The sequence below is a fragment of the Arsenicibacter sp. R0_47 genome, assembly GCF_057652235.1.
The window spans coordinates 128,202-149,152 of the sequence record NZ_JBYFCJ010000008.1; the positions used below are offsets into that span (position 1 = coordinate 128,202).

15 protein-coding genes are annotated in these 20,951 nt (G+C 50.9%); 12 read left to right on the plus strand and 3 right to left on the minus strand.

Annotated elements, in window-relative coordinates:
• Positions 1-23 precede the first annotated feature (23 nt).
• From AC23NW_RS16270 to AC23NW_RS16300, 7 genes are all read left to right on the plus strand, one after another.
• Positions 24-3,191: a SusC/RagA family TonB-linked outer membrane protein gene (locus AC23NW_RS16270; RefSeq protein WP_487450693.1), complete on the plus strand. Its 3,168-nt coding sequence runs from the start codon at positions 24-26 to the stop codon at positions 3,189-3,191.
• 11 nt (positions 3,192-3,202) lie between these two features.
• On the plus strand, positions 3,203-5,002 hold the full coding sequence (locus AC23NW_RS16275; protein ID WP_487450694.1) for a RagB/SusD family nutrient uptake outer membrane protein: 1,800 nt from the start codon (positions 3,203-3,205) through the stop codon (positions 5,000-5,002).
• 15 nt (positions 5,003-5,017) lie between these two features.
• Entirely contained in the window at positions 5,018-5,983 is a 966-nt protein-coding gene (locus AC23NW_RS16280) for a DUF1735 domain-containing protein (protein ID WP_487450695.1), read from the plus strand.
• Between the two features lie 110 nt (positions 5,984-6,093).
• Positions 6,094-6,279 (plus strand): hypothetical protein, encoded by a 186-nt coding sequence (locus AC23NW_RS16285; protein WP_293837969.1) that lies wholly within the window; start codon positions 6,094-6,096, stop codon positions 6,277-6,279.
• 129 nt (positions 6,280-6,408) lie between these two features.
• Positions 6,409-7,488, plus strand: coding sequence for a Gfo/Idh/MocA family protein (locus AC23NW_RS16290; RefSeq protein WP_487450696.1), 1,080 nt, complete (start codon positions 6,409-6,411; stop codon positions 7,486-7,488).
• A complete protein-coding gene (locus tag AC23NW_RS16295) occupies positions 7,488-8,321 on the plus strand; it encodes a sugar phosphate isomerase/epimerase family protein (RefSeq protein ID WP_487450697.1) in 834 nt (277 codons plus the stop codon). Before AC23NW_RS16290 ends, AC23NW_RS16295 begins: the two co-directional genes overlap by 1 nt.
• On the plus strand, positions 8,321-9,115 hold the full coding sequence (locus tag AC23NW_RS16300; RefSeq protein WP_487450698.1) for an alpha/beta fold hydrolase: 795 nt from the start codon (positions 8,321-8,323) through the stop codon (positions 9,113-9,115). The genes AC23NW_RS16295 and AC23NW_RS16300 overlap by 1 nt, the downstream gene beginning before the upstream one ends.
• A gap of 3 nt (positions 9,116-9,118) precedes the next feature.
• On the opposite strand, the gene AC23NW_RS16305 is transcribed toward AC23NW_RS16300, so the two are convergent.
• Positions 9,119-9,373: a hypothetical protein gene (locus tag AC23NW_RS16305; protein WP_487450699.1), complete on the minus strand. Its 255-nt coding sequence runs from the start codon at positions 9,371-9,373 to the stop codon at positions 9,119-9,121.
• A gap of 926 nt (positions 9,374-10,299) precedes the next feature.
• Here AC23NW_RS16305 and AC23NW_RS16310 point away from each other — a divergent pair.
• The gene (locus AC23NW_RS16310) at positions 10,300-13,080 is read left to right on the plus strand and encodes a choice-of-anchor I family protein (RefSeq protein WP_487450700.1); all 2,781 of its coding nucleotides are present in this window, start codon (positions 10,300-10,302) and stop codon (positions 13,078-13,080) included.
• 171 nt (positions 13,081-13,251) lie between these two features.
• Positions 13,252-14,574: a Gfo/Idh/MocA family protein gene (locus AC23NW_RS16315; RefSeq protein ID WP_487450701.1), complete on the plus strand. Its 1,323-nt coding sequence runs from the start codon at positions 13,252-13,254 to the stop codon at positions 14,572-14,574.
• Between the two features lie 88 nt (positions 14,575-14,662).
• Here the strand turns inward: AC23NW_RS16315 and AC23NW_RS16320 are convergent, their stop codons facing one another.
• Positions 14,663-15,184 (minus strand): hypothetical protein, encoded by a 522-nt coding sequence (locus AC23NW_RS16320; protein WP_487450702.1) that lies wholly within the window; start codon positions 15,182-15,184, stop codon positions 14,663-14,665.
• Positions 15,185-15,346: 162 nt separating this feature from the next.
• Here AC23NW_RS16320 and AC23NW_RS16325 point away from each other — a divergent pair, with 162 nt between their 5' ends.
• The gene (locus tag AC23NW_RS16325) at positions 15,347-15,721 is read left to right on the plus strand and encodes a hypothetical protein (RefSeq protein WP_487450703.1); all 375 of its coding nucleotides are present in this window, start codon (positions 15,347-15,349) and stop codon (positions 15,719-15,721) included.
• Between the two features lie 3 nt (positions 15,722-15,724).
• Here the strand turns inward: AC23NW_RS16325 and AC23NW_RS16330 are convergent, their stop codons facing one another.
• Positions 15,725-17,119 carry a glycoside hydrolase family 140 protein gene (locus AC23NW_RS16330; protein ID WP_487450704.1) on the minus strand — a complete coding sequence of 465 codons (1,395 nt, stop codon included), beginning with the start codon at positions 17,117-17,119 and terminating at the stop codon, positions 15,725-15,727.
• A 159-nt stretch (positions 17,120-17,278) separates the two neighbouring features.
• Here AC23NW_RS16330 and AC23NW_RS16335 point away from each other — a divergent pair, with 159 nt between their 5' ends.
• Positions 17,279-17,953, plus strand: coding sequence for a 3-keto-disaccharide hydrolase (locus AC23NW_RS16335; RefSeq protein ID WP_487450705.1), 675 nt, complete (start codon positions 17,279-17,281; stop codon positions 17,951-17,953).
• Positions 17,954-18,010: 57 nt separating this feature from the next.
• Positions 18,011-20,881: a PVC-type heme-binding CxxCH protein gene (locus AC23NW_RS16340; protein WP_487450706.1), complete on the plus strand. Its 2,871-nt coding sequence runs from the start codon at positions 18,011-18,013 to the stop codon at positions 20,879-20,881.
• The last annotated feature ends 70 nt before the right edge of the window (positions 20,882-20,951 follow it).

Sequence of the window (20,951 nt, forward strand, 5' to 3'; positions counted from 1 at the left end):
GCCAACCCTTTAAACTGATTTACATGAAATTTTCGACTACATATATGTACAAGGGGTTGGCCGGCATGTTCATTGTTTGTCTGTTACAGACAACAGCGGTTCAGGCGCAGGACAAGACCTCTAAAAAAGCTAAACAGACTGTACCAATTCATCTGCGGGTAACGGACGAAGCCGGAAATCCGATCAGTAAAGCGGTTGTCGTGATCGGTGAAGGCCGGATCTATGCCGAAACCAATGCTGCCGGCGAATTTGACTTTCAGGGGCTGTCGGATGATTACGTCACTGTTTCATCGCACGGCTTCGGCAAATCGGTCTCGCTGGTGAGCGACATCATCCTGAACAGTACGGTAAAGCTCAAGGCGGAAAAAATGTTTGACACGGCCGACGACCTGATTCCGATGCCGTTTATGGATGTGAAGAAGCGCCGCGCAACGGGCTCTTATACAGTCCTCCGGACGTCGGATCTGGAAAAATACCCGACGAACGACATGCGGAATGCCTTTGCCGGTCTGGTCAACGGGATGGAAGTGGTTGAACGTGACGGCTCTCCGGGCCTGAACGCCGAAGAAGAAATCGGTAACTTCCGTATCACGGAAAAAATCGGTATCAGTACCCGCGGGCGCAGTCCGATTTTCATCATCGATGATATTCCGACCGACATTACTGAAATGCCGCTTGATCCGCAGGAAGTAGAATCGGCAACGGTCATTAAGGACATCGTCGGAAAAACCATGTGGGGTCCTCGCGGTGCTGACGGGATCATCTACATTAAAACCAAACGCGGTCAGAAAAACGAACGGGTGCTGAATGTCAATGCCGAAGAAGGTGTCAGTATGATCGACCGCTTTCCTGGCTGGGCATCCGGAGCAGATTATGCACGGCTCAACAATACGGCCCGTACCAACAGCGGCTTACCGGCACTCTACAGCGAATCGGCCATCAATGAATACGGTAAAAATGATCCGTATAACATGTATTTCCCGAGCGTCGATTTCCGGAGCCTGATGCTGAAGAACTCCAAGTCGTTCCGCCGCATTAACCTTTCTTCGTTGGGTGGTAATGAGTCGGTGCAGTACAGTGCGTATCTGGGGTATAACGGTGAGGGCGATATCTACAAAATCGGCGCACCGGCAGACTATAACCGGATCAACGTCCGGACCAACATTGATGTTAAAATCAATGATTTGATCAAGGTGAAGGTTGGCTTCTTCGGTGGCCTGACCCTGCGGCGTTCGGCCAACTACGGCTATAACTCGAACTTTACCAGTGATGACGGCAACACCAACACCGCGCTTGACCTTGTTGAGCTGAATACGGTGCTGAACGACATCACCAACACGCCGCCGGTTGCCTTCCCGGTTTATGCGGCGTTTGGCAGTGATCCGGTAGCACCGTGGTATGCAGTCAGTTCAAACTCGGCATATCGTCAGAACCCGATCGGTAACGTGATGCATAACGGTTACTATACAGAAACCGGCCGCACGGGTATGACCAACGTGGAGTTTGATTACGACATGAAGGAACTGATCCCGGGCCTGAAATCGCGGACGTATGTTGGCTTTAATGCCTATAACAGCGTGCGGATCGGTAAGGCTGAGGACTATATCGCCTACATCGCAACGCCGGGTAAAACGACCAGCGGGGCTGATACTGTCCGTCTGTCGAAAGTGCACGACGGGGTTGATATGCCGGGGCAGGCGAAACTTCACGACTTTTATTCGCAGCGGTTCAGTGTGTTTGAAAACCTGAGCTACGAACGCGCCTGGGATGGTCACGAGTTACAGGCCGGTCTGACCTATTACATCGCCAAGTCAGCCCGGAACGGGATCGAAGAACCACAGCGGGCCCAGAACGGTATTCTGACGGCGCAGTATTCGTTCCGGAACCGGTATATGTTCCAGGGCGTACTGAACTATGCCGGTACATACAGCTTTGCAAAAGACAAGCGCTATGCCATGTTCCCGGCAGCGGGCTTTGGCTGGGTCATTTCGGATGAATCATTCATGTCGAAGATCAAAGGTATAAACTACCTGAAACTCCGCGCCGAAGCGGGTATCAACGGGTATGAAAGCTTCCTGCCGCCGTTCTATGACCTGGATCGCTGGGGTGTTAACACATCCGGTTCTGCCTTCGGGCCGTATTCGACAAACCAATGGTTTGGCAGCAACACCGATAACACGGTGTACCGTACGTCGCCAAGCCGGATCGGTAACCCGGATCTGACGTGGGAAAAGCGGAAAGAAATTTCGATCGGTCTGGATGCACTCCTGCTGAACCGCAAGCTGTCGGTAGAGATCAATTACTTCAACAACCTGCGCGACGGTATTGTATCGCAGCTGGCGAACACGTTGCCGTATCTGGTCGGTATTTCCGGTGCGCGGCCGTGGTTTAACTACAACAAGGTGCGGTATTTTGGCGTCGAAACCGGTATTCAGTATACCGACCGTGTGGGTAACCTGCGCTTCTCTGTGGGTGGGAATGCAACCGTACAAAACAGTACTATCCTGAAATGGGATGAGCCTAAATACCGGTTTGGTTACCAGACCCGTATCGGTAAGCCAACGGATGCCTATTGGGGACAAACCTATGTAGGTAAGTTCGAGAGCGATGCCGCCACAAAACAGGTGCCGCAGATTTACGACGAAACCCTGCGCAAAGGCGATCTCCAGTATCAGGATATGAACGGTGACGGGGTAGTGGATGATAACGATCAGAGCTTTATCGGTCATACAACGCCACGGTTGTTTTATGCCCTGAATCTCCGGTTATCATACCGCAATTTCGAACTGACTGCGGTTGGTAACGGCCGTGCGTTGTATGATATTCCAATGACGAACAAGTACTTCTGGAGTGGCTGGGGCGATAACAACTTCTCTGATTTTGTGAAAAACAACGTCGACGGCGCTTATCCGCGGCTGACATACTACAAGGTTAACAACAACTTTGTCGCTTCGGATTTCTGGCTGCGCAACGGCGGTTTCTTCAAAGTACAGAATATCGAAATTGCCTGGAACGTACCGGTGTCGCCGGGTAAGGTAATCGGTGCCCGTGGCCTGCGGGTGTATGTTCGCGGCGCCAACCTGCTGACCGTGTCGAAAATCAAAGATGTTGATCCGGAATCGATCAACTCCGGTGTGACGACATACCCGCTCTTCAAAACCTTCTCCGGTGGTGTTAAACTGACCTTCTAGTTTTCAGGAAAATGAACATTAAAGTATTGAATATAAAAAGTTTATTGGCGCTGGCCGTTACAGGGGTAACTCTGGCATCCTGCGTTAATTATCTGGAGCCGTATCCGAACGGAAACCGGACGACGGAAGACATCTGGAAGTATCAGGACATGGTGCAGGGGTTGGTTGGTCAGTGTTACGACAACATGCCCCGGAACTATAATGATAACGAAGGTGTCTACCTCGACGGAACCACGGACGATGTGGTAATTACCAGCACAACCAATAACATGACCCGTCTGGCAGTAGGCGCCCTGCCTACCAGCCAGGACCCGTTCCGGACGTATTGGGATCGTGATTACCGGTCAATTTATCTGGTAAATCTGTTCCTGAAAGACCGTCGTGGCTACAACACCCGGTTTCTGGTAAACAGCCACCTGGACAGTCTGGTGAAAAACCGGCTTCAGGGCGAAGCGTATGCCCTGCGTGCGTGGTTTCAGTGGGATTTGCTCCAGAAATTCGGCGGTAAGGGGACGAACGGCCAGATGCTGGGTTATCCGATTGTGCTTGATCCGATTGACGTAAAAGGGGATGTGAATCTGGCGCGTAATACGTATGACGAATGCATAAAGCAAATCATTGCTGACTGTGATTCGGCGTACAAATACCTGCCGATTGCGCACCGCGATTTCCTGGTACCGAACGTAAACGACCGTGTATATGCCGGTTCCCGTTACTGGGGCCGCTTCGACGGGATCACCACACGCGCGATCAAAGCCATGGTGTACCTGACCTGGGCTAGTCCGCGGTTTAACCCGACGGGTGATGTGACGCGCTGGGAGCAGGCGGCTAAAAATGCGAAAGAGGTGATGGACTTCAAACTGAAGACCGATGCCGTCACGAACGGATTTGCCGCCGCCAAAGCAATTAACTGGTTCGATCCGAACTTCCCGGGGATTGTTTTCTCTGCCCGTTACAACAATGCGAACGATGCCATGGAGCGGATGTTCTATCCCGGTGGTTTTCAGGGAACCGGCTCGGTGGGTGCTACTCAGGACCTCGTAGATGCGTTCCCGATGAGCAACGGCTACCCGATCACGGACGCCCGCAGCAAATATGATCCGGCAAACCCGTATGCCAACCGTGACCCGCGTTTCTATGCCGCGATCTTCCATAATACGGCAAAGGCGGTTAAGCTGAATACGACCACAACCATGTATACGTTCGAAAACTGGACGGGTGCGAAGGATGCGGCAGGACCTGCGGTAAACAGCCGGACGAACTACCACATCAAGAAAATGGTGTTTATGGGACTGAACTGGTCGGATAACTCAATCAACCGGCAACCACACGCCAAGTTCTTTATCCGCTGGGATCACATGGTACTGGCATTTGCGGAAGCCGCCAACCAGTTTGAAGGACCGCTGGGCACACGGTTTGGCTTATCGGCCAAAGATGCCATGGCTTATCTGCGTACCCGCAACAACACGGATGGTGGTAAAGGCTTTACGACCGATCCGTATCTGACCGAAGTCGCGGCATTGGGTAAGTCAGCGTTCAACGAGTTTGTGAAAAACGAGCGCCGGCTTGAACTGTGCTTTGAGGGTACACGCTTCTTTGACATCCGTCGCTGGTCAACCGACCTGAAAGAGCTGAACAAGCCGGTGCACATGGCCAGAATAACACGCAATGCCGACGGGTCATTTGCCTACAAACTGGACGAAGTGGTTGAAACACGGGCGTATACATCGGCCTATCTGCCAATTCCGTACGACGAAATGCTGCGTATGAGCAAGCTGGTGCAGAATGAAGGCTGGGATTTGTGGAAATAATGACTAATCAGGATCATGAAAAAGTTAACCATCGTTTGCTTACTCTTAACTGCCCTGATGACCTCTTGTTATGAGGATTACATCAAGGATTTTGACCATACCTCGATCTATTTCATGTACCAGACCAACGTTCGTACGTTTGTCGTTGGCGAAGGTATGAAGATTGAGGTGGGTGCTGCCCTCGGCGGAACACGAGCCAATACCCGTGACCGGGTTGTTAATTATACCTTTGATGAAACCCTGCTCAATGCCAGCACACTGGCAGCAATGAAAACCGGTGCAGGGTATATCAAGGATGCGATTGCACCGGTGACGCAGCTGAAAATGCTGCCGGCTTCTTACTTTACCATTTCTGATAACGCTAAAATGGTGATTAAGTCAGGAGAGCACTCGGGTTCGGTTGTGATTAAAGCCGATTCGGCTAAGTTCCTCGCCGACGCAGCTACGATTAGTCCGGTGTATGCGCTGCCGTTTTACATTAAAACAGCAGATGCCGACTCCCTGTTGCCTGACAAACGCTATGCAGTCGTTGCCCTGAAGTATGAGGCTATGCTGTATGGTAATTACTGGCATGGCGGTGTGACAACGGTAAAGGATGCGACCGGCAAGGTCGTGAAAACAACAAACTACTTTACGACGATTCCGTCGCCGGAAAGCAAGGTGATGGTCCTGAAAACGGTGGGTACACACTCGCTCACAACCAGCAAAATCAGCGACCAGTCGGGCTCAATGATCATTACGCTGCAGGGTGGCAAAGTTGTGGTCAGTTCGGCACCGGGTTCTAAAGTGATCGTGGAAAACGACGGCGAAAGCACGTACAATCAGGCAAAGCTATTGCAGGACCGTAAGATTTTCCTGAAGTATAAATTTGCCAATGCCGACGGGACAACGTCGTACGCTCAGGATACCCTGACGTTCCGGAACAGGATACGCGACGGGGTTAACGAGTGGATGGATTCCGATCCGGCCAAGTATAAATAACCAAGGTGAGCGGGGTGCCGGAAGGTACCTCGCTTTTGTTTTCCCTCGGTTTAGAAAACAAAAAGCTGGAAATCCGTTTCTACAGGTCAGAACCAAGAACAGATACATCCATGCAACAGACAACCGCTCCCGACGAACCGGTAATTGAAGCCACGCCCGATCTGGAAGATGATCCGCTGCTGGATCAGGAGGTAACACATCCGGAAAAGGATACCGGCCTGACCCAAAACGAGGACCTGACCGGAACCGATATTGATGAAACCGGACCCGACGAAACCATGGCGACCGAATCTTAATGTAACTCTGGGAATTCTCTGATCCCAAAACGATTTGCGCTGAATGAACCGGATTTTAGCACATTAATGCGTTACTTTTCCTTTTAATGCGTTAATATGCGGTGTAGATTCGGTTTATTCAGCGTTTACATGATACAAAAAGAAAACCTCCTGCTCCGGACGGGAATTCTGGGATGCGGCCCCATTGCTCAGTTCGCCCATTTTGAGTCGTGTCAGAAAGCACGGAATGCCTCCTTGTTTGCGATCTGCGATGCAGCTCCGGATCTGCTTTCACACATGAATACCCGCTGGCAACCGGAAAAGGCATATAGTGATTATGACCGGATGCTGGCTGATCCGGATCTGGAATGTGTGATCATTGCTACGTCCGATGCCTTTCATCTGACCGCTGCCCGCAAGGCCGTTGAGGCCGGCAAACATGTGCTGGTTGAAAAACCGGCGGGTACCTCGCTGTCAGACTGTTATGCCTTGCAGGAGCTTGCCACCCGTAAAGGGGTCGTTGTGCAGGTGGGTCACATGAAACGCTTCGATCCTGGTATCCGGCACGCTCATCGGTTTCTACGGGAAAAGGGCGGACAATTGCTTTCCTACAGCGGCTGGTATATGGACAGTACTCACCGCTACACCGTAACGGATAATGTGCAGCCCCTGCCCGTGCTATCCTCCCGCGCCCTGAAACCCGGCTTTGACGAAAAAGCGGACAAAACCCGCTATTATCTGCTGGCACACGGCAGCCATTTGCTGGATACCGCCTGCTTCCTCGCCGGTGAAATCGGATCGCTTGACACACGGCTTGTGCATCGGTTCGGCGCGTTGTGCTGGTCAATACATGTCGATTTTAAAAACGGAGCTGTGGGGCACCTCAACCTGACCGTTCCTTACCGGGGCGACTGGAATGAAGGCTTTATGGTCTCCGCCCAGCACGGCAGCGTACAGGGGAAAACCTACAATCCGTGGTATTACCGGGGCAGTGATGTATCCTGTTTTCTGGACAGGACGGCGACCTATGAGCAGGTACTGGGCGCTGATGCTCATTTTTACCGGTTGCAGCTCGAAGGGCTGGCAGACACCATCCTGTATGGGGTGCCGCAGACCGGAACCGACCTGGCCGGGGGAATTCTGAACATCAAGGCTATGCTGGCGGTGCAGCAGTCCATCCGGGAAAATAAGCGGGTATATCTGGATACGATTCAGGAAGGAGAACTCTGATGGAAATCGGCATATTTGCAAAAACCTATACCGGGAGTTTTGAAGCAATTTGCCGGCAGATTCGGGCAGCCGGCATCCACCGGATACAGTTTAATTACGCCTGTGCCGGACTGTCGTCGTTACCACACTCAGTAGACGCCTCTATCCTGGCAGACGTGCAGCAATGCCTGACTAACCATTCGCTGACGGTTGACGCCGTGTCGGGTACCTTCAATATGATTCACCCGGATCCGGCGCAACGGGAACACGGATTGACGGCGCTGGCAGAAATTGCGTGCACCTGCCATGCCCTACAGACCAGACTGATCACACTCTGCACCGGTTCCCGCGACCCGTATGACATGTGGAAAGCCCATCCGGCAAATAATGAGGCTGGGGCGTGGTATGATCTTCGGGCGACGCTCGACAGGGCACTTGTTATTGCCGGCGAGCATGGCCTTTGCCTGGGCGTTGAGCCAGAAACAGCTAACGTCATTAATACGGTGGAAAAAGCAGCCCGGCTTCTCAGAGAAGTACATTCACCGTATCTGAAAATTGTTTTTGACCCAGCTAATCTTTTTGAGCAGGAACCGGACCACATCATTCTCGACCGGATTCAGAAAGGCCTCGACCTGCTGGGCGATGCGGTCATCTCGGCACATGCCAAAGACCGTGCTGCCGACGGGCGTGTGGTCGCTGCCGGCCACGGTAAAGTACCTTTTCCGGCCTATCTGGAGCATCTGTCGCGGACCGGTTACACCGGATCACTGATTGTTCACGGACTTCAGCCTGCCGACGTGCCGGACACAAAGCATTATCTCCAGTCTGTGTTAAACCAGATAACGACCAGATAATGAACCATCAGATTCAGTTTTCAGAGCGGGGGACAGGGCCGGTGCTGGTGGCAATGCATGGATTAGGCGGCGACCGTACACAATGGATGAACATGCTGCCCGACGATTTTCCGTTCCGGACCTTGTTTCCAGACTTGCCCGGACACGGTCAGACGGCGTGGCTGGCACCGGAATTGTGTACGTTTGACTGGTATGCCGGTGAAGTCTGGCGATGGCTGCATTCGCTGGGGATTACCGAACCGATACATGTTGCGGGCATTTCTATGGGGGCCGGTATTGCCTTAAAAATGGCCTGCCAGCAACCAGACCGTATCCATAAGCTGGTACTGGTACGGCCTGCCTGGCTGAACGAACCTTATCCCCCGAACCTTGATTTATTCGTACGCCTGGGTGAACAATGGGCGATAAGTAATGCTGCCGAAGCCCGCGACTGGATGGAAAATGATGCAGATTATTTGCGGATCAAGGCTGAAAACCCAGCCTGTTTAACATCATTTCACAGCCAGTTGGATCGCCCCGTCCCAAAGCTTGCAGTCAGGACACTTCGGGAAATGCCGGGAAGTACACCATACTATACGCCGTTTGAACTAGCTGAACTTTTCTGTGAAACGCTGGTAATTGGCAATAACGAAGATGTAATACATCCCATCATTATGGCTGAACAGTTAGCTTTCCAATTACCGTTTGCAACATTTAAAATAGCTAGCCCACGATATGCTTCAACTGAGCATCATAATCGTGATGTGATTACATACTTAATCGACTTTCTAAGAGAGAGACCCGTGTTTTACTGATTTTTAATTCATACGTTGTATACAACGAAAGGCGAGTAATTGAGCATTTTGTTTCATTAAGACAGCCATCCGCCCTTCAATTGCTTTTTTATTTTGTAGAAAGGCTTTAATATCCGGTTCTTTCGGGGCTTCTATCAACGTGAGCTTCCTGATCAAGCCTGAGATCCGTCCCCTACGTTTTCGTTCGGTAGTACCTTGAGCAGAACCCTGTTGCTTCTCTTTATCAATCTCCTGTTGCAAACGCTTTATTTTAGCCATCTGTAACTTGTACATCTCTACTTCGTCCTCATAATCGTAGATTAAGTCTCTAAGTTCGCATTCCAGTTTGCCGTATTGTAACCCAAGCTTATCGAAGACTGATCGTTCACTACTATACCTTGGCATGTGTCTTAATATTTTAAAACGTAAAAAAATGTTTTAAAAGTATTGTAATCGGAATCCCCTGAAAGCAGTATGCCTCAAGGGTTGTTAGAAAAAAGTATCAACAATGATGTTTAAACACCTATAATGCAAAATATGAAAATTAGCCTGATTACATTTTAATCATATTTGATTTTAATAAAAATGTAATTTAATGGCTCGGTCTTATTAAAATAAGTTTCATTTGTTGTTAATAAGGTAACATCATACTGCTGATATATCATATATACGATAATTAAGGTAGTACAGTTTTCTATTAACAAAAAAAGCTAGCTACAGTATATGTATGGCTAACTTAAAGGGAAATACTGCCAGACACCAAATAAGATATTCATTTATATACTCTGATACAAAGTTACTATGTAATAAATAGGTACAAATAGTGCCTTAACCTGATAATATGGTAAAGCATTAATGTAAAATAAAAAATGTTAGTAGGTTGATAATAAATTGATAATAAATGATTTATGACACCTTAAGTAGTTTACGGTACCTTTGTTCCGGCAAATAAACGTACCCTGCCAGACTAGCCGGCCCCACATGTGGCGTGAAGACAACTGGCAGGGTCTTGCTATACCAGATTCGGCACGACACCAATTTGAATGGAGAAAGGACATTTACTTGTCCTTTTTTTGTAGCTGGCAGTAAACGGACGTTATTTGTTGTTAAGCTATTGTTAATCTGAGGGATATAAATATAAAATACCGGAAATTTCGGATTCCGGAACTTTGCGGGGTTAGTACTTACCATTCTATCCCGGTTTCATGAGAAAACTTTTCCTTATTCTGTCATTCCTCATCTCGTCCTGGTGTGCCTATGGGCAAACGCCGGCGATTACATTTAGCGGAACCAGCCGCTCCGTTTCGGAGGGAGCCGGTCAGGTGGCCATTACGCTTAACCTGACGAACCCGAATACCTTGGCCGCTTCTGTACAGGTATATGTCTCCTCTGCTTCGGCCGGCAGCGGTACTGATTTTCAGTTTGCCAATCCAGCCACGGTCACGTTTCCGGCAGCCTCTACCGCAGCCCAGACCGTAACGCTGACATTTACGGATGATAATTTGCCCGAAGCAGATGAGTACATCATGCTGCGGTTACAGAATCCGGTCAATGCGCAGATTGGTTCGGCGAACTCGTACCTGATACTGGTGCAGGACAACGACCGGGTTGTTCCGGAACTGAACAGCTGCCTGAGCCTGTCACTGTTGACAAGCTATAAAAATCCGAACGGTGGTTCTTCGGAGATTGTCGCGTATGAAAAAACGTCGAAGCGGCTGTTCATTGCCAACTCAGTGGCCAACAAAATTGACATTGTTAATTTTGCAAACCCTGCCGCACCGGTGTCGTACTCGTCAATTAGCGTGTCGGCACTGGGGGGCAGCATCAATAGTGTTGCTGTAAAGAATGGGGTTATCGTGGCGGCTATCGAAAATGCTAACAAGGTACTGCCTGGCAAAGTCGTATTTTTTACTGCCGACGGCGTTGTGCTGAAAGAAGTTACGGCCGGTGTGCTGCCGGACATGGTCGCTATTTCGCCCGATGGTAAATATGTGGTGACGGCCAACGAAGGCGAACCTGACTCGTATCTGGCTACCGGTACTGACCCTGAAGGCTCGGTGACAGTTATTGACATCAGCGGCGGTATCAGCAACCTGACGCAAGCCAATGTGACTACCGTAAGTTTTGCCTCTCTTAACAGTTTCAAAGAAGCATTCAGGGCGCAGGGCATCCGGATTTTCGGCCGCAAAGGTAATGTGGCTAACGGTAGTTCAGTGGCAGAAGATTTTGAGCCTGAGTACGTTGCCTTTACCGCCGATTCAAAGAAAGCATACGTTACCCTACAGGAAAATAATGCTATTATTGTCATTGATCTGGATGCCAAATCCATCGCAATGAAAGATGGTCAGCCGTTTGTAAAGAGTCTGGGCTACAAAAATCACGCCCTTGATCAGAATAGCTTCGATCCGTCAGATCAGGGCGGGATCATCAGTTTTCAGAAACTGCCGGTATTCGGGGTCTACATGCCGGATGCCATCGCTTCCTATGAAGTGAACGGGCAAACGTTTTTCGTTACGGCCAACGAAGGTGATGCCCGTGAATATGACGGCCTGACCGAGGTGGTGCGCGCGGGTGGCAGCGGATATGTACTGGATCCGACGGTATTTCCGAATGCCGCCGACCTCAAAAACAACCAGTTATTGGGTCGCCTGAATGTAACAAACCAAACCGGCGATTTGGACGGAGACGGTGATTTTGATCAGATTCATGTGTTTGGCGGTCGCTCAATCAGTATCTGGGATGCAAACGGCAATCAGGTTTGGGACAGCGGTGACCAGCTGGAGCGTATTACGCGGGCCCTGGTTCCGGGTATTTTCAACGCCAGCAATACAACCGGAGCACCGGCAACAAAAAACCGGAGCGATGATAAAGGTCCTGAGCCGGAAGGCGTAACGGTTGCAAAAGTCGGTGACCGGTTCCTGGCATTTGTTGCCCTGGAGCGCGTTGGCGGCGTTATGGTCTATGATGTGACCAATCCTGCCAATCCTCAGTTTGTTACGTATACAAACAACCGTTCTGTTGCCGGTAATGCGAATGATGATCTGGGCCCGGAGGGTATCATCTACATTGCACCGGAAGAAAGTCCGAATGGTCAGCCGCTGGTATTAATTGCGAATGAGATCAGCAGTTCAGTATCGGTATTCCAGCTGAATACAACAGGAACGGGTTGCAATCCGCCATCCGGTACGCTGGCACTTGACGAACCGCTTTATAACTGTGAAACCCGTCAGATTACCTTCCGGACGTCCGGAGGAAACGGGACCGCTATTGAGTTCCGGGCCATTGGTGTACGGGATTGGGGTACCAGTCCGGTGGCTACGATTGAAGCACCGGTTGTGGCTGATCCAAACAACGCGACTATTCTGCTCGAAGCCCGCCAGAACGGACAGGTCGTTACCCGCGTGTTTAACTTCCGGACCTATACTTGTAACGGAACAACCCCGCCACCCGCACAGCCCGGCTCCCTGTCATTATTGGCGCCGGCCTATAATTGTTCAACCCGTCAGATCACCTTCCAGACGGCCGGTGGAAATGGGACCGCTATCGAATTCCGTGCCGTAGGGGTACGCGACTGGGGAACAAATCCGGTCGCAACCATCGAAGCACCGGTCGTGGCTGATCCGAACAACTCGGTTATTCTGCTCGAAGCCCGCCAGAACGGACAGGTGGTGACGCGGTCGTTTAATTTCCGGACAGCATGTGCCGCTGCCCGTGAGGCAACAGCCTCTGCGAATGAGCTTTCCGTGAAGGTATTCGGGAATCCAACCCAGCTTGAATCCCTTCAGGTTGAGGTTTCCGGTCTCGACGGGCAAGCCTTTACCGCCAGAATGCTGACCCTGAACGGTGTGCTGACGGATGAACACGCAGGGCCTGCCGCCGGCGAAAAGCAAGTGTTTACAATCCGGCCGGGCAAACAGGCAGGACTGTATCTGCTGACGATTCAGACGGCTGATAAACTGAAAACCGTAAAAATTATCCGGCAATAACCAGTCCCGCTGTTCACTAGCTGACTTACATAAAGACGCAGGTCTGACGGCCCTGTCTTGTAACGCTAAAGGCGGTGTCCGATCGGGCGCCGCCTTTTTTATGCTGAAAAGGTTAAAAACAACGTATCACGGACTTTTACGTATACGAAACACTTAATCTGGCTAACAAAGATGCAGGAAGAACAGTCTATAAAACGTCGTGAGTTTCTGGGTAAGGCCTCTGCTGCGGTGGCCGGCTTTATGATTGTCCCACGGTTTGTCCTCGGCGGTAAACGTCCTGACGGTACGAAGTACCTTGCGCCGAGTGATATTATTTCGCTTGGTTTTATTGGCACCGGTAAGCAAGGCCGTGGTCTGACCAACTCGTTTCTGACGACCAACGAAGCCCGTATTGTGGCCATCAGTGAGGTTTATAAGGCCAAAGCGCAGTTGACCCTGGACCGGATCAAGGATATTTACGCTAAAAATTCGCAGCTCGGCGCCTATTCCGATATTCCGGTATACAACGATTTCAGGGAGTTACTGGCCCGGAAAGATGTTGATGCCGTCGTGATTGCTACGCCGGATCACTGGCATGCGGCTATGGCGGTCCGGGCTGCCGAGGCCGGTAAGGATATTTACTGCGAAAAGCCTTTATCGCTGACGGTGAAGGAAGGGCGGGCGATGGTGAATGCCGCCCGCAAGTATAACCGCGTATTTCAGACCGGTAGCATGCAGCGCTCATGGCCTGAATTCCGGCAGGCAGCCGAGCTGATCCGGAACGGCTATATCGGTGAGGTGAAAAGTATCAAGGTAAATGTCGGCCCACCGCCGAAGTCCTACGATTTACCGGCTGAACCGATCCCCGAGGGACTGGACTGGTCAGTGTGGCTGGGTCCGAATCAGCCTGTCGCCTTCAATTCAGAATTGGCGCCGCCGCTGTCGAAAGATGTGTTCCCGAACTGGCGTAACTACAAAGAGTTCGGTGGCGGAATGGTGACCGACTGGGGCGCGCACATGTTCGATATTGTGCAATGGGCACTGAATAAAGACGATAGTGGGCCGGTTGAGGTGATAGCGCCGGATGGAAAAGACCACCCGTTCCTGACCTATAAATATGACAATGGCATTACCATGACACACGAAAAGTGGGATTGGAGCAACGCGATTCTGTTTACGGGTACGGAAGGTGAAATCCGTGTACAGCGTAAGAAGCTGGAAACGACACCGGCCTCCTTGCAGACGAAGGTCATCGGCGAGTCGGAAAAGCACGTGTACAAGAGTGAAAATCACTACAAGGATTTTCTGAATGCCATGCGTAACCGCACGAAGCCGGTGTGTGATGTTGAAATCGGCCACCGGACAGCCTCTGTCTGCAATATTGGCAATATCGCCTATCAGCTGAAACGGCCACTGCAGTGGAATCCGAAAAAGGAAATGTTCAAAAACGACAAGGAAGCCAATGAACTCCTCGGCCGGTCGATGAACGATACATGGGGCATAAAATTACTATGATTAGGGTGATTGAATGACTGACTATGATAAGTGATGGACTATGATTTTCCGGACAGTTTAATCATAGTCCGTCATTCAATCATAAAAATCATAGTTTAACCTTCACTATTTCCCCGAAGTAATTCATGTACACGGCATAGTCCAGTGTTTTGTCGGTTTTAGGATCGACAAGATGCATGGCCAGAACAATGTATTTCTGGCCGTTAAAGGTTGGCTTGTAGGTGACCTGCTGCAAGATACTGGCCTGAATTTCGTCATCGTTTTTCAGAAAATACGTCAGGTCGTCTTTGGTCAGGGTCCGCTTAAACGCCTGTTGCCCGGACTTTTTTGTCGCCAGTACGGTGATCGTGTTGTTCGCAAAACACCCGGACGGGGTTTCAACCCATGTTGAGTCCTGGTCGAGGGTCAGTGCAAATTGCAGCGGTTTCGAGGACTCTTTATAAATATCAGCCTTGCCCAGTTTGGCCGCATCAGCCAGTGATTTACAATCCTTCCGTTTTTCTGCCGCCGCCGTGGTGTCGGCGACCGTATTGGTATCGTTTTTAGCCGATTGCTGATTACAGGCACTTCCCGAAAGTACCAGTAATCCTAAAAGCCAGATGTTTTTCATGACGCAAAGATCGAATTTGTCGGAAGATCAGCCTAAAAATCAGGCAAACCTTATTAAATGATTTGCCTCCCCAATAAATGATCATTGGATAAGAACCGACAGTCATAGCCTTGGTAGTCAGGATATTTTAGATAGATTTGCCGCTCATAAAACCACCTTATCATGTACAAATCAATTTTAGTATCTCTTGTTTGCCTTGTTACGCTTGCATCATGTGGCAATGCAGAAGAAACTGAGCGTTTACGCAAGGAAAATGCGGACCTTAAAACACAGCTTGCACTGCTTAACGACGCAAAAAAACCGAAATACATTCTGAAGCTACGCCTGAAGCAATCCAGTTTTTCACTGAGCATTAAAAAACACATCCGGAACGCAGTCAATGCCGTTGAGTTCGAACTACCCGTTGATAAGGACTTTTACGACAGCGTTTCCGAAGGAACTGAAATCGTTGATAAGTTCCGGTTTGGCTCTCTGGTATTGTACGGCAGCCTGGGCGACTGGGAAATGACCGTCAAGGGCAAAGAAATCAGACAATAATCCTTACTTCGGAGCAACAAAGCCGGCCGAGGCATCGTCCAGAATCAGTACCCAATCGTGGCCATAGCCCTGCGACGGAGGCGAAAACTGTTTCGTACCCTCATTAGCGAATGTGCCGGCTGGCTTTGTCTCGCCCTTTCGCGGATCAAACCACAATGCGGTCAGTGACTTACCGCTGATTTTACCGCAATTAACCGTGAATGGACGGCCGGCTGCGGAATAAATAAACGCGTAATTTGTACCGCGTGTTGCCTGAATGCGGTCAGCCGGTCCGTAGCTGGCTTCCTGAATAAAGGACTGATCCGGCACACGGTCGAGCTGCGGCCGCGAGGTCATCAATCGCCGTACATGTTTCATCTGATTTGCCGCAGGCAGTTCCAGGGCCTCATACCACGGGATTTTAGCGCCATTGACCGGCTTCCGGCCGGGAGCATACATCTGCCAGATGTCATGACACCCATAGGTATGGCCGAACGCCCCGGCAAACAGGTCCAGATAAGTGTATTTCCGGACGTCGTACGCATTGGACAGGCCGAGGTCGGTCACGTTGAAACAGACCGGATGATCTTCGTAGATCGGCTCGGCGTCGATGACGGGCTTGGCAGGCGTCCGGTTGTAGACAAAGCTGATTTTGTCGTAGGTAGGCGTGTCGCGGCAATGGCCGTTTTGCAGCATATTAAAATCCAGCCAGGTATCGGTATGAAACCAGTGCGACGAACCGCCCATGTTGGTAGCGTTCGGTTGCGGATGGAAGGAAAGTAACGCGTTTGCCGGGCCGCCCGTACCCTCCTGAACCCCCTCGGCCATAGCCCGCCAGACGGCCAGATCATCAGAGCCTTCGCGGGGTGTCCGGTCGCCGCCCAGTACCCAGACCAGGTTTTGTTTGTTTTTAAATCGGTTGCCAATCCATTTTCCGTATGTCCGGGCGTTCTGTACCGTAAAAATCTCGGGCCCGTCGCCCCACGTCGATTTGTTCAGTTTATCACCCCAGGTTGGCAGCAGCGCAATCACCAGACCATGCTTTGCGGCAAGGTCAATGATATAGTCGACATGGGCGAAATAGGCTTCATTCGGCTGATCCGGGTTATTATTTTGCAGCGGTTTTTCGCCGAGGGCATTGGGCGTATTCAACCCGTCGAGTTCAGCAAGCGCCACCGCCTGAATGACGGTAAAGCCTTGCTCTGCCCGTCGCTTCAGGTATTTGTCAGCTTCATCGCGGTTCAACCGGTGAAATAACTCCCAGGCCGTATCACCCATCCAGAAAAACGGAGTACCATCCTGATGAATAAGGTGCCGTTGATTAGCTGAAACGGTCAACGGACCATGGGAGACGGGTGTCTGTGCTAAAAGAAGATAAGTCTGAAGTAGTAAACCTGCCGTAACGAGCCAACGTTTCATCGTGCGATTCTATAGAGGATGACTGATGCACGGTAAATGGCCGGTATTGCCATTTCTACTGTACCGGCTATAATAACATTCTTTTCTGACATGAGTATTCTGCTATTTTATGGTACTTTATTAGACCATACCCTTCCTCAATACGACAACATGCAATTTTTGAAACGATTTCAATATTTTGGCAGTCAGGACCTTCCCAAACGACGTCTCCCGCTATTGCTGCTCTTTTTAATGGGTGGTAACCTGGTAGTCGCTCAGTCTGTGCCGAAAACGGTTTCGCTGTTTGACGGTAAAACCCTGACCGGCTGGAAAACGGTTGACCCCGCCCAGCAAAAACTCTGGTATGTGGCCGACAGCATGATTATCAGCGGTGACCGGCAGCACAAAATTCCGGAAAATACCTACCTGCAAACGGCAAAAGCGTATGAAAATTTCGAGTTTCGCTGCCTATTCCGGCTGACCGGCGATCCGAAAACCGGCATGATCAACAGCGGGATTCAGTACCGGTCCGTGATTAACGGTACGAAAATTATTGGTTATCAGGCCGATATCGGTGATGGCTACTGGGGCGATATTTACGACGAACACCGGCGCGGTAAACTGGCTGGCGGCGACCTGAGTGTGCTGAAACGCTTACTAAAGCCCGACGGCTGGAACAGCTACATTATCCGCTGTACCGGCAAACGGCACGAGCTTTATATCAACGGTGTAAAAACCTGCGATTATATCGAACAGGATAATACGATTCCGCAGAAAGGTGTCATTGCCGTTCAGATTCACAGCGGCGGGGCAGCACAGGTCCAATTCCGCGACCTGACCATTTCCGAACTATAGTCCAAACCACCACACCCGTCGTATCTATTAACTAACTGCCTTTACTCCTTAATCAACATGAAACTACTTCTTCACATGAAACCTGCTATGATCTGTCTGCTGGTCTTTTTGACCGGCAGTATAGTCAGGGGGCAAAACCCGAAAGAGCAGCCGGCCGGAGAGATTTCGAAGATCGACCGTGAGTTTGTGCTGGAAACCACCATGCTGGGCTATTTTGCCAAAGATGGTGCCCGCAATCCGACCCTGAAAGCCAGCAAAGGCGAGTGGGTGCGGATTACGATTAAAAACGGGGAGCTGATGACCCACGACATCGCCTTCGAGAAAATGGGCATCAAGAGTAAATCCATTCAGGAGAAGGGGGCAATGGCTTCCATTACCTTCAAAGCTGACAAAAGTGATACGTACTATTGTTCAGTGCCAGGCCACCGGCAGGCAGGTATGGTCGGGGCACTGGAGGTTGTTGACGGACCGATCACCGAAGCAAAAGTAGCGGGCATTCTGCCGGTCAAAAATGGCCAGCCGCTGAACCTGAATTTTGAAACCGGCACCCTGAAAGACTGGACAGCTACCGGCGATGCCTTTTCGAATCCGTTAATTTCGCAGGAACCGTCGCCGGTGCACGAAAAGGACATGAGCATCGGTTTTGAAGGTAAGTATTTTCTGACGAGCGGCGGAACGGTAAACTTTAAGCAAACCGGTACCCTGACGTCGGTGCCGTTCACAGTAACACATCCCTTTGCGTCGTTCCGGGTGTCGGGTGGCGCGCTGGCAGATACGCGCGTAGAACTCGTACAGGCGGCTATGAACAAAGTAATTTTCCAGAGTACCGGCCAGGGCCGTGCTACGCTGCAGCCGGTCGTTGTCGATTTACAACCGTATCTGAATCAGGAAATTTTTATCCGGATTGTGGATAACGAAACCGGTATCTCCCAGATTCCCTATATCCCGAATGATAAGCTGGCCCACATCAATTTCGATGATTTTGCCTTTTATGTTACCCGTCCGGTGTTTCCGAACGAGCTGAAACAGAAAGATATAATCATTTTACCACCCCTCGATCCGGTCCTGAACGCCGGGCTTTCGGGTGAAAAAGCCGCCGCAGCCATGACGCCGCCCAAAGGCTTTAAAATTACGCTGGCCGCCGCTGAACCGGCCGTTATCCGGCCGATCTGCTTTACCATTGACTGGCGCGGACGGTTGTGGGTTGTCGAAGGCCATACCTACCCGATACCGGCACCCGAAGGCCAGGGGCGTGACCGCATCCTGATTCTGGAAGACACCAATGGCGACGGTACACTCGATAGCCGGAAGGTGTTTGCCGAAGGCCTGAATCTGGTCAGTGGCATCGAGGTCGGTATGGGTGGAGTCTGGCTCGGAGCGGCCCCGTACCTGCTGTTTATTCCGGCTGATTTTAAAACCGACAAACCGACCGGACCGGTGCAGAAACTGCTCGATGGCTGGGGCACGCAGGACACCCACGAAACGCTGAACAGCCTGCGCTGGGGGCCTGATGGCTGGTTATACGGTACGCACGGGGTCTTCACGCATTCAAACGTCGGCAAGCCGGGCGCTCCCGATAGTGAGCGGACCAAACTGAATGCCGGGGTATGGCGCTATCACCCGACCACGCAGAAATTTGAGTTATTTGCCGAGGGCACCAGTAACCCGTGGGGCCTTGATTTTAACGACTATGGCCATGCATTCGTTACTGCCTGCGTGATTCCGCACATGTACCACATGATTCAGGGTGGCCGGTATTTCCGGCAGGCGGGCAAGCATTTTAACCCGTATACCTACGATGACATTAAAACTGCCGCCGACCACGTGCACTGGGTAGGCGAGCGCGGACCCCATGCCGGTAACTTCCGGTCAGCTTCGGCGGGTGGGGGGCATGCCCATGCCGGTGCCATGATCTACCTCGGTCACAGCTGGCCGCAGGAATACCGCAACGAAATTTTCATGAATAACATCAACGGCGCCCGCTTCAACCGCGATCATCCTAACCGGTCAGGGTCAGGGTACGAGGTGGCGCACCGGCCGGATTTTATGGCTATGAACGATTCATGGTCGCAGTGGCTCAATTTTAAGTATGACGCCAGCGGGTCGGTGTTTGCCATTGACTGGTACGATAAAAACCAGTGTCACAGCCCGAATCCGGATGTACATGACAAAACGATGGGCCGGATTTTCAAGATTACCCACGAAAATGATAAATGGGTACAGGTTGATCTGGCCAAATTGTCGGATCTGGAACTGGTAAAATGCCAGCTGAACCCGAACGAGTGGTATGTGCGTCAGGCGCGGCTGTTGCTGCAGGAACGGGGCGGCAGTAAAAAAGTGCACAAGGCCCTGAAAGAAATGCTGAAAAATAATCCTGACGATACCCGTAAACTGCGGGCGCTCTGGGCCCTGCATGTAACGAAGGGGCTGACTGAACAGGAGCTGGCGGATTTGCTGTCGGATACGAGTGAAAATGTCCGCAGCTGGGCTATTCAGCTCTTGTGTGAAAATAAACAGCTGTCTGCCGTAACGCTGAAGCGCCTGACAGAACTGGCGCAGCAGGATAATTCGGCCCTGGTCAGATTATACCTCACCTCGGGCATGATGCGGCTCGATCCTGCTCAGCGCTGGGAGGTACTGGGGGCGCTAATGCAGAAAGACGAAGACAAAAATGACCATAACCTGCCGTTGATGACCTGGTATGCGTTCGAACCATTGGCGGCTATCGACATGAAACGAGCCATTGAGATGGCGCAAGGCTCAAAAATGCCGAAGCATCTGCCGTATACTATTCAGCGGATTGCGGCGATTGGTACCGACGAAGCAAAAAAACTGCTCAAGGATCTGAACGACCGCGTTGGCAAAATGGACCATACGCATGAGAATCACGAAGTCCAGATGCTGCTGGCAAAGGTGTTAAACGAATAAGCGCTGACGAACATGACCATAAAAAACCGTAACAAAATCCGTTTGGATATACTGGCAGCAGTAGCCTTTC